This window comes from Mucilaginibacter sp. (genome assembly GCF_039207105.1).
In the GTDB taxonomy this organism is placed as follows: domain Bacteria; phylum Bacteroidota; class Bacteroidia; order Sphingobacteriales; family Sphingobacteriaceae; genus Mucilaginibacter.
This window is the reverse complement of record NZ_JBCECK010000002.1, coordinates 93,578-101,160: the sequence shown is the minus strand read 5'-3', so window position 1 is coordinate 101,160 and position 7,583 is coordinate 93,578. Positions and strand designations below refer to the sequence as shown.

5 protein-coding genes and 1 pseudogene are annotated in these 7,583 nt (G+C 42.3%); 4 read left to right on the top strand and 2 right to left on the bottom strand.

Annotated features, from left to right (window positions below; genetic code table 11):
• Positions 1–1,236: pseudogene (locus tag AAGC65_RS00965) on the top strand (SusD/RagB family nutrient-binding outer membrane lipoprotein); the annotation flags it as partial.
• 90 nt (positions 1,237–1,326) lie between these two features.
• Here AAGC65_RS00965 and AAGC65_RS00960 read toward each other — a convergent pair.
• A complete protein-coding gene (locus AAGC65_RS00960) occupies positions 1,327–1,590 on the bottom strand; it encodes a CHC2 zinc finger domain-containing protein (protein WP_343110528.1) in 264 nt (87 codons plus the stop codon).
• Between the two features lie 146 nt (positions 1,591–1,736).
• Complete coding sequence (locus AAGC65_RS00955; protein WP_343110527.1) at positions 1,737–3,620, bottom strand: gamma-glutamyltransferase; 1,884 nt, start codon at positions 3,618–3,620, stop codon at positions 1,737–1,739.
• 176 nt (positions 3,621–3,796) lie between these two features.
• Between AAGC65_RS00955 and AAGC65_RS00950 the strand changes: the two genes are divergently transcribed.
• The 3 genes from AAGC65_RS00950 to AAGC65_RS00940 all read left to right on the top strand — a co-directional run bounded on the left by AAGC65_RS00950 (position 3,797) and on the right by AAGC65_RS00940 (position 7,583).
• On the top strand, positions 3,797–4,717 hold the full coding sequence (locus AAGC65_RS00950) for a DUF5996 family protein (RefSeq protein WP_343110526.1): 921 nt from the start codon (positions 3,797–3,799) through the stop codon (positions 4,715–4,717).
• A 9-nt stretch (positions 4,718–4,726) separates the two neighbouring features.
• Positions 4,727–5,602: an SMP-30/gluconolactonase/LRE family protein gene (locus tag AAGC65_RS00945; protein WP_343110525.1), complete on the top strand. Its 876-nt coding sequence runs from the start codon at positions 4,727–4,729 to the stop codon at positions 5,600–5,602.
• A gap of 259 nt (positions 5,603–5,861) precedes the next feature.
• Entirely contained in the window at positions 5,862–7,583 is a 1,722-nt protein-coding gene (locus AAGC65_RS00940) for an FAD-dependent oxidoreductase (RefSeq protein ID WP_343110524.1), read from the top strand.

The window sequence follows — 7,583 nt, the reverse complement described above, 5'->3', positions numbered from 1 at the left end:
CAGGTATCAAGAAGGGCACCTGCAAAATACCCTGATTTTTATGCTATAGCTAATATTTTAAAGGTAGAAGGTATGCACAGGGTTACCGATATTTATGGCCCTATGCCGTACAGTCAGTTTGGTAAAGGTGGTTTTGCAACGCCTTATGATAGCCAGGAAACTATTTATAAAACCTTTTTTACCCAGTTAGACAGCTCTATTACGGCTTTAAAACAGTATGTTAAGGCTAATCCTAATGTTACCCGTGTTAAACCTTATGATTTGGTTTATAACGGTAACTACCTGCAGTGGATCAAGTTTGCCAATTCATTAAAACTGCGTTTGGCTATCCGTATTTCTATGGTTAATCCTGCTTTGGCCAAAACAGAAGGTGAAGCCGCTATTAATGATCCCGACGGTTTAATAGCCACCAATGATGATAACGCTTTTGTGCATATTTCAAACGGGGTATCGTTCACTAACTCGCTTTGGTCAATCACTTATGAATATAAGGATATCAACATGGGTGCACCAATGGAGTCCTACTTAAAAGGCTTTAAAGATCCGCGCATTGCATCTTATTTTGTACCTGATGCTACCGGTAACTATCATGGCATACGCAATGGTGTAAGTATCAGTTCTGCTCAGCAATATGCGGGTGCAAGTTTGCTTAATTTTGGCAACACCAACGCGGCTACACCAATTCAATTAATGGCAGCATCAGAAGTAGCATTCTTACGTGCAGAAGCAGCTTTAAGGGGATGGAATGCAGGTGGTTCTGCCATGCAGTTTTATAACCAGGGTATAACCTTATCATTCCAGCATAACAACGTGCCTTTGGGTAATTACCTGGAAGATGCAACCAGTACAGAAGCGCCGTTTAAAGATCTGGTAAGTACCGTTAATGATGTGCCAGCCGGTTCGCCATATTTAAGTAAAACAACTATTAAATGGGACGATGGCGCTACTTATCAGCAAAAGCTGGAACGTATCATCACCCAGAAATGGTTAGGCTTATGGCCTGATGGTGCCGAGGCCTGGGCTGAGTTCAGAAGAACGAATTATCCTGTTTTGATGCCTGTAGTGGTAAATAATAGCCAGGGTACTATCAGTACAACAGGCTTTATCCGCAGGTTACCTTTTTCACAGGATGAGTATAACAGCAACGCTGCGGAAGTTCAAAAAGCAGTTGCCCTGTTAGGAGGCCCCGATAATGGCGGAACCCGCTTATGGTGGGATCTGGCAGTGAAAAACTAAGGTAAGGAATATTACATATTAAAAAAGGAGTACGGTTACCGTGCTCCTTTTTTGTTTATAGTGATTGAATTGGGGGCTTGATAAATCAATTTAAAATTTTGCCAGTTGCTGTATCGCTTCTTCTCGTGTTTTGCCTTCCAGGTACATGATAAACTCAATAGGGCCACCATCTTTACCGCAGCCAAAGCATTTAAAAATATTCTTTTCGGGCGATAGCATAAATGATGTACCCTGGTCGGCATGGAACGGGCAGCGACCTTTTAGGTTTCTGCGGCTTTCTACCAGTAAAATATATTTAGAGGCGATCTTAAGCAGATCAGCTCCGTTTAGGGAATACGTTTGATCAGTTGGCATAAAATAATAAACCTGTTTTAGAGGTCGCAAAAATACATTTTCAGCCATTTCACTCCATGCAGAAATTAAGAATTGTTGAAAAATATAAATGGCTTACAGATCGTGAGATCCATAAGCCATTCAAGTGCATCGTTATATTTTATTGCTTACCAGCCTATTCCATAATCTTCGCCGTGATTGCTTGATCCGCCCTGAAAACTTCCGTGCTTCCAGTCAAAATAAATGGCATTGATAGGCCCGCTCGTTCTGTCCTCAAAACTTAGTTTATAACCCATTTTTTTGAGCTCATCGCGTACAGGCTCTTTGGTATTACTGTTTAACAATATCTGGCCGGGCTTAGGTTCACGGTCGGCGGTTTTTGTGCCACCTAATGAAAGCCATAGCTGGTTGGTATTAAAATTTGGAGCTTCTGTAGCTTTTTGCACGGTCATGTCAAATTCGGCAACGTTTAAAAAGAATTGTATCAGGTTTTGATCCTGCGTATCACCACCCTGTACCGCTGCAGATAAAAATGGTTTCCCATCCTTTAAAAACAGGGAAGGAGAAAGTGTTACCCTCGGCCTTTTACCCGGTGCTACAACATTGAAAGGGTTTATAGCCGAATCAAGTACGAAGCTTTGCATACGTTGGCTCATACCTATGCCGGTATTGCCGGCAATGCAGGCCGGTAGCCAGCCGCCGCTTGGCGTAACGGAAACCACCCAGCCGTCTTTATCAGCAGCTTCAATAGAGGTGGTCCCTCTCCATAGCCGGTCATGATACAGATCTGCGGGTGTGTTCACTTTACCCAAATCATGTTTAGGAGCAAAATTTCTTTTGGTTGTATCCATTTCAAACCCTCTGTCTTTTAAAAGTTTGATGTAAGGGTTTTGCTTTCCCTCAAACGGATAGGGGTCACCAGGGCCAATATGCTGATCGTTTTCATTATATTGAATAAGCGCGGCACGTTGTTTGGCATAAGCTTTACTTAACAGGCCTTTAATAGGCTCACTGGGATTGGCATATGGGTCGCCATAATAAAAATCACGGTCGGCAAAAGAAAGGTTCATAGCCTGGTAAAGTGTATGGATATACTTTGCGCTGTTATATCCCATTGCTTTAAGGTCAAAGTTTTCCAGTATGTTTAAAGCCTGCAGCATTACAGGGCCTTGTGTCCATTGCTGTAATTTGTATACATCAATACCTTTATAATTTATAGTTAGGGGTGCTTCTTCAATAGGTTTCCATTTGGCAAGGTCCTGCATGGTAATCAGGCCGCCTTGTTCCTGGCAGCCGCGAACAAATTCTTTGGCAATTTCGCCTTTGTAAAAACAATCATAAGCGGCCATCAGCGCATCCTGACGACTTTTACCTTTTTTTAGCGCGGCCTTCTCCGCATCTACCATTTTGGTAAGTGTTTGCAACAGATCTTTCTGCACAAAAATCTCGCCTGGCTCAGGTGCTTCACGTTGTTCGCCCAGGTGGGTAAGGAATATTTTTTTGCTGTATGGCCATTGTTTCAGCATGGTTTTATCGCGCTCAATGGTGTTAGCGGCCTGTGCTTCTATGGCATAGCCTGCGGCCATATGCATGGCTGGTGCCAATACCTGGCCTAAACTCATGGTGCCGTAATGCACCAACATGTAAATTAAGCCACCCGGTGTGCCCGGTGTGGTTGCGGCCAGCGGCCCGTACTCTGGTGGAAAATTATAACCCTTGCTTTTAAAAAATGCAACGGTAGCACCAGTAGGCGCTACGCCCATAGCGTTAATGGCAATAACCTTGTGAGTTTTAGGATTGTAGATGAGTGCCTGTGTTTCGCCTCCCCAGCTTAAGGTATCCCACATGGTACAGGTGGCGGCAAGCATGGCACAGGCCGCGTCAACCGCGTTACCACCCTGCTGAAATATCATTGCGCCCGCAGTAGCAGCCATCGGTTTGCCGGTAACAGCCATCCAGCTACTGCCATATAACATAGGCTTTTGCGTTTGTTGTGCCGGTGCGGTTAACCCAAATACTAATAGAAAAAACAATGCATATAAGTGCTTCATAAACACTAATGTAATAAAATTGAAACAGGAATGTTGTAAAATAAGTGTTACCGGTTTGTACTATAAAAAACAAATAACAATAGTGTTTATAACTGAAATAATAAGATATTTATAGTTGAATTGTAAACCAAACAGTAAGAGTTATTAATGGTTACACCCTATATAAATCATTGCTTATGAACTGGCCCGAACTTAAATATCAAGACCTGAAAGATACACTGACTACTGTACACCTGTGGACTCAAATTGTAGGCAAGATCAGGCTGGTGAAAATGCCCTGGTTAAACCACTCCTGGCATGTTACACTTTATGTTTCGCCTACGGGATTAACAACCGGGAGCATTCCATATGAGAATGGTTTGTTCCAGATTGATTTTGATTTTATAGCCCATCAGCTAATCATTACTTCAAGTACTGCACCCAGGCAGCAGATTACGCTTACTCAACGTTCGGTTGCCAGTTTTTATCAGGAACTGCTTGAAAAGCTGGCTCTGATGAATATTGATGCTGAAATTTATGCCAAACCAAATGAAATACCGGTAGCCATCCCATTTGCTGAGGACGAAACACATTTTGTTTATCAGCCGGAACAAATTAACCTGTTCTGGCAGGCATTAGTAAAGGCCGAAGCTGTTTTTACACAATTCAGAGCCAGGTTTAATGGCAAATGTAGTCCGGTACATTTTTTCTGGGGAGGTTTTGATCTGGCCGTGACCCGTTTTTCGGGCAGGGAAGCGCCTAAACATCCGGGAGGAGCACCGAACATGTCGTTAGAAGTAATGCAGGAAGCTTATTCGCACGAGGTAAGCAGCTGTGGTTTTTGGCCGGGTAGTGATAGTTTTCCTCATCCGTCGTTTTACTCTTATTGTTATCCCACTCCTGATAATTTTAAAGATCAGCCGGTAATGCCGCAACAGGCTCAATATAGTGAGGCGATGGGCGAGTTCATCCTCACTTATGAAGATGTACGCAACGCGCCCAACCCGGAGGATTTTTTGATGCAATTTTTACAATCTACATATGACGCGGCCGCTAATACGGGGAAATGGCACCGTGAAGCATTGGAGTGTGATCTGTCTGGCTTTGAACCGCAATAGTTTGATGTCATGGTAGAAGTTGTTGTAGCAGATCATATTTGCATGTTAGGCGAGGGGCCGGTGTGGGACGATGAGCACCAGTCTATTTGCTGGATAGATATTTTGAAGGGGCAGATACACGAGTTTAGGGTGAGAGATTCCTCGTTAAAAACGATCAATATTAATCAATTAATTGGTTCCATCGCTATTCGTGAGGACGATCATTTTTTGGCTGGTTTAAAAAGTGGATTAGGTACTATAAACAGAGATACCGGCGAAATAAATATATTTTCCTCGCCCGAATCCCATTTAGCAGAAAATCGGTTTAATGATGGTAAGTGTGATCCGGCAGGCCGGTTTTGGGTGGGCAGCATGTCGCATCTGGAAAAACCAGATGAAGGCAGCGTTTATGTTTTGGAGGCTGATCAATCAGTCACCCAAAAGATCACTAATACAACCATATCAAATGGTATGGCCTGGAGCCCGGATGAGCAAACTTTTTATTTTATAGATACACCTACAAGCCAGGTAATGGCTTACGATTATGATAAGAAAAGCGGTGAAATAACTAATCCCGAATCAGTTATCACGATACCGTTGGAGGACGGCTATCCCGATGGAATGACCATAGATGAAGAAGGGATGCTTTGGATAGCTCATTGGAACGGTTGGCAGGTATCACGCTGGAACCCCAAAACCGGCGAAAAACTCTTGAAAATTCCATTGCCCGTAGCCAATGTAACTTCCTGCACTTTTGGAGGTGAGGAGTTGAATGACTTATACATTACTACCGCGCGAAAAGATATTCCGGAAGCTGAATTGCTTAAACAACCATTAGCCGGGGCTCTATTTGTATGGAGAAATTGCGGTTATAAAGGTATTCCTATGGTTAAGTATAAAAATTAAGCATTTAACCCACCATAACTTAATGGGTAATTATTATTATTTTATTGAAATGAAATAATTATTTTCTATTGGTTAAGATTTAATTATTATTTTAGTATCGGTTTCTATTTAATATCTACATAGAAATTGAACCAAACCTTATCATGATGACCATCTTTTCAAGTGGCCTGCCCCAGGCTATTTATGGATATTGTTTGATATGGTTATAGGTTTTAATAAATACTATAATAATCAATTAATCATCTATATACCATAAAAAATGAATAGCAACACAAATCTTAGAGACATCAGCCTAAATACGTCTTATCAGGACGGATTAGACCTTGATGTAGCCATTATTGGCGCGGGTGTATCTGGCCTTTATTCGGCCTACAGGTTCAAGACCGATACCAGTGGCAAAGCTCCCAAGCAGGTGCAAATATTTGAAATGAGCGACCGTATTGCCGGCAGGTTGGAATCGGTAGTTTTGCCTGGAATGGTTATTACCGGCGAACTTGGCGGTATGCGCTATTTGGATTCGCAACAAATAGTTACCAAATTGATTGAAGATGTTTTCGCTGCCGATCTGCAGCATGTTGATTTTCCAATGGGAGATCCAGCCGATCTGCTGCTGTATCTGCGCAAACAATGTTTTCATGCCGATGCCTGGGATAAAGCCCAAAAACACGGAAAAAAACTCGAAACCCGTTACTACCTGAATGACGACGACGAAGGCTTTAGCGCCGATCAGTTATTTAACAAAGTAATATATGATGTACTGGTTGCCGATCCTTGGTTTAGGTCAAAATATCATGGTAAGGTATCTAATCCTTCTAAATATAACTATGTATTTAAACTAACCAGCGAGAATTGGGACGACATTAAACCCAACCTTACCTATTGCTTCAGCGGGCCGTATGAAGGTTTGAAAGTTAACGATCTTGGTTTCTGGAACCTAGTTAAAGATCAGGTATCTGAAGAAGGATATACATTTTTAGATGTAGCCGGAGGTTATTATTCCAACACTATTAACTGGAACGCGGCAGAAGCTTTCCCGTATATGGTGGGCGACTTTTCAAGCGCTACGGTTACTTACAAAACCATTGATGGCGGTTATGACCTGATAGCTTATGCGCTGGCTTATCATTACCTGAAATTTGATAATGCCGCTATATGGTCAGAAAACCAACTGCTTACCATCAATAAAGCAGACAGTGGTCGAAAATATCAGCTGGTGTTTTTAAATAAGGCAACCAATACGCAATGGAATGTATATGCTGATCAGGTGATACTAGGTATGCCAAGGCGCTCATTGGAACTGCTTGATCAGGATGGCTTTCTGTTCAAGACCAAAGATTTACAATATTATATGGAATCGGTAATTATGGAACCTTCATTTAAATTACTGATGGGTTTTGAAGAGCCGTGGTGGAAAGAGTTATTGAATGCTACATCCGGTCATTCCATTACTGATTTACCTATGCGCCAATGCTATTACTTTGGTACCGATCCTAATGATTCACACTCTATGTTTTTGGCCAGCTACAATGATATGCAAACCGTAACCTTCTGGAAAGCGCTGGATGACAATCACCCGGAAAGGTTTGAACCCAAAGCAACCCGTTTCATGAGTCTTGCCGCAATTCAGGATATTAAAAACAAAGCATCTAAAGTGATGATAGCCGAGGCCATGAACCAGGTAAGGGAACTGCATGGTGATCAGAGCATCCCAGACCCGTATGTTGCTTTATATAAAGATTGGGCCGATGATCCGTTTGGCGGAGGTTACCATGCCTGGAAAGCTGCATATGATGTAAAGGCAACTATGGAATTTATGCGTAAACCTAATCCGGATGAAAATATTTACATCTGCGGCGAAGCTTATTCAGATCAGCAAGGCTGGGTTGAGGGCGCGTTTTGCGTAGCAGAAAAAATGCTGCAGAAATATTTTGAAATGGAGCGCCCGGTGTGGTTGCCTGTTGATTATTATTTAGGATGGTAA

Excerpts from the sequence above, each read along its gene's own strand:
- AAGC65_RS00960 (WP_343110528.1), bottom strand. The coding sequence starts at position 1,590 with ATGCCAACTGATCAAACGTATTCCCTAAACGGAGCTGATCTGCTTAAG.
- AAGC65_RS00955 (WP_343110527.1), bottom strand. The coding sequence starts at position 3,620 with ATGAAGCACTTATATGCATTGTTTTTTCTATTAGTATTTGGGTTAACC.
- AAGC65_RS00950 (WP_343110526.1), top strand. The coding sequence starts at position 3,797 with ATGAACTGGCCCGAACTTAAATATCAAGACCTGAAAGATACACTGACT.
- AAGC65_RS00945 (WP_343110525.1), top strand. The coding sequence starts at position 4,727 with ATGGTAGAAGTTGTTGTAGCAGATCATATTTGCATGTTAGGCGAGGGG.
- AAGC65_RS00940 (WP_343110524.1), top strand. The coding sequence starts at position 5,862 with ATGAATAGCAACACAAATCTTAGAGACATCAGCCTAAATACGTCTTAT.